The sequence below is a fragment of the Bradyrhizobium sp. WYCCWR15520 genome, assembly GCF_056174665.1.
Genome location: NZ_JBWBWM010000122.1, coordinates 1 through 3046, shown reverse-complemented (window position 1 = coordinate 3046; position 3046 = coordinate 1). Strand labels below are relative to the sequence as shown.

Genomic DNA, 3046 nt, shown 5'->3' with positions numbered 1-3046 from the left:
GCGTCATGGCCTTCACCGACTTTGGGATCGAGACCTTGATGGAGCTCATCAGGATCCACAAAGAGAACCCTCATCTGCTCAGGCGCCAGGATTAGAAGACGTCTGCGGCCTACGCCGGACGGGTACGCCGTTCGCAGCATCAATTGCAAGCAACTCTAACCCCTGATGAGCCAAAGCCTCCCTTCTCGAAAACCCTGATCAGTCTGAAATTATCTGACGACGGACAGAGGGAACGCAGCTTTGCATTAGCGCGGCGATCAGCAGCGCGGCGCGCCGTCGGGAGCAATGGCGTAAATGATCGCGCCGCGTGAAGGCGGCGGGATCACTCTCGATCGCACGCGCGGCTTGCATCGCGGCGAGCACGGGGCCGCCTCTCGATGCCGGTATTGACCGCACGCTAGGAACATTGAACTGATCTGCCTTGCCGATCGCCTCGACCGGGCAGGCATGCCGAGAACTGTGGCCGGCCCGCATGGCGTCGCTCAAGGGCGCGGCGCAATCGTTTGCCAGCAAGCCAAATGTTCACGTGACGCCGGTCGGCGCGCGAAAGCCGACTGAGTGGAATGCCTTGCCGGCGCTTGTTCCATGCAGATTGCCTCCACGCTGCTCCGGCCAGCGCCGGATGTACCGCAGTCGCCGCCTTCGCCTCCGCAGCGCGCGGGGACAGGCAATCGCCCAGGTCGCGTTTGGCCGCTGTCGGGTAAGTGTGCGCTCACATTAGCTCACGCCGTGATCTCATCGCGTTGCTCTGCTGTTGCAGAAGACTTCCTCGTTCCTCGAAGATACTGAAGATATTCCAAATGGCCAGGCAATGTGCGGACTAACTCACTCGTGCGATCCCGCACTTCTTGAAATGCCTCGAGGGCGGCGCTTACATTACTGGAGTGGCGCAGAGCAGGCAGGCTATCGACGGGCCGATAGTTCAACCCAAGCAGCATCACAGAATAGGAGTAGAACTCGAAGCCGTGATAGCACGGGTTGATACTCCTTTCGTTCGGAAGCCGCTTTTTCCAAAGCTGAAGGCGTTGCTCCACGGAGGGAGGGACAGAGATCTCCTTTGTCGCCTGCCAAAACGGCGTGTCGGCCCTGTCAGACGAGCGATAGTGAAGGACAAGAAAGTCGCGCACGCCGTCAATGCAATCGGCCATGATTCTATTATAGTCAGCCGCTACATCCGGGTCCGTCGTGGGACCCGAATAATGACGCAGGAGCTCCTCAATACCAAGCTGAATGAAGAAGATCCCAGTTGACTCTAGTGGCTCCACGAAACCGGAGGACAAACCGATTGCGACGCAGTTCTTGACCCAAGCATTACGGCAACGCCCGATTCGCATTTGAATATGATTCGCGATGCAGTCCTTTGCGCGCGGACCTATATGTGCGCGAAGCTCAGATTCAGCTTCTTTGGAAGACATGAACTGACTGCAATAGACGTAGCCGGTTCCGACCCGGTTATAGAGAGGAATGTTCCAGACCCAACCGGATGGCAGAGCGGTTGCTGAGGTAAAGGGCTCGATATCTGATCTGTCGTTTGGGTATGGCACCTGCAGCGCTACCGCGCGATCATTCAGCAAAACTTCTTGAAACGAAACGAACGGTTCCTTGAGCGCCTGGTTAATGAGGATACCGCGAAAGCCGCTACAATCTACGTACAGCGATCCTTTCACTGCCCCATTTCTGCGCGTTCTAAGACAATCAATCGAACCATCGGTCGAGAGAAGCACGTCTTCGACATCGTCTTCGATGCACCGAACGCCAAGCGCGGTCGCATATTTCTTGAGAAAGCTCGCGAGCAGACTGGCTTCAAAATGATACCCATAAGGATACTGCAAACGGTGATCCGATAGGAAGGCATTTGGGGGCGTCTTGTCTGCAGAATTAAACCTGCCTTTGACCTTGTGATCGAAGACTTCGCCGTTCATGTACCTTGGGGATCTGTTGTTGTCGCATAGAGCGGAGGTACTAAAGCATACGGAATCGAATGCCGTCTCATTAGGCTTTAGGTGCAACCACCATTCACCAAGATTGTTTCCGTCTACCACCTCATAGCGTTGGAACGGATGATAGAAATGCCCGCCGACAGCAGTCCAATTGGTGAACTTGATCGCGAGCTTATAGGTCGCATTACATTCTGGCATCCATTCCGCTTCATCAATGCCGAGATAATCAAAAAACAATCTCATAGTGCTGAAGCTGGCTTCACCAACCCCAATGGTGCCAACATTAGCAGACTCGATAAGCGTGATATCGACGCCCTTCAATGCCTTTTTGAGATAGGCCGCAGTCATCCATCCTGCCGACCCGCCCCCTAGGATGACGATGGACTCTCCAGTCATGATTTCCATTTTCGTTTCTCTATCGTTAGTTGTTCGAGAGTTGTGCAATGGGCGGACAGTTCTACGTCCGCTCAAGCGAGAAAAGCATCTCCTGGCATGCTTGCGTTAGGGTGGGGATCGGGATTTCACCGCCTGGGAGATGAAAGCTACTCGCGTTAAAGGCGACAACTCAAACCAGCGCGTGAAGGCGCAGATCGCGTTCATAACAGGTCAGTATAGGAAGTTCGTAAACCTCCAATCCTTGTTGTAACCGTTGCCCGCAATCGCGTCACAGCTCGCTCAGCGGTTCTCACCGGAGCGGCCCGAGCAACCTCCTTAACTGCCTCAGAGCTTCGATCCGGGTCCATTCGCGGTAGAACGGGCTCGCACCAAGCACAACATCTACCATTGCTAAAGTAGAGCATTGAGAGCGCCGAGACGGTGGCGACAACGTGAGGCTAAGAGCTGAGACATTCGTAGTCGTTGGAAAGCTTTGCAAGTCGAGGACCATTCCCGCCTATTGAGATCGTACAACGTAACGCTACGTGCGATTCAACCCCCTCCGTGGCTCGTCGCATGAATGTGTCCAACTGTCGGTTTCCACTGATCTTCCCCCGAAAAAATGGACAGGGTTAAGCTGCTTTTAGCTCCATCTCGATCGGGCTGATAAAGCCGATGGCGGAGTGACGACGAGTCCGATTGTAGAAGCCCTCGATATAGGCAAAGATATC

At 54.7% G+C, this 3046-nt stretch carries 2 protein-coding genes; both read right to left on the bottom strand.

The features are described from left to right. Positions 1-198: 198 nt before the first annotated feature. Positions 199-513: a hypothetical protein gene (locus AC0QUY_RS42340; protein ID WP_475391706.1), complete on the bottom strand. Its 315-nt coding sequence runs from the start codon at positions 511-513 to the stop codon at positions 199-201. Positions 514-722: 209 nt separating this feature from the next. Next, positions 723-2345 carry a tryptophan halogenase family protein gene (locus AC0QUY_RS42335; protein WP_202639127.1) on the bottom strand — a complete coding sequence of 541 codons (1623 nt, stop codon included), beginning with the start codon at positions 2343-2345 and terminating at the stop codon, positions 723-725. Positions 2346-3046: the final 701 nt, after the last annotated feature.

Coding starts and splice junctions, on each gene's coding strand:
- AC0QUY_RS42335 (WP_202639127.1), bottom strand. CDS start 2,345: ATGGAAATCATGACTGGAGAGTCCATCGTCATCCTAGGGGGCGGGTCG.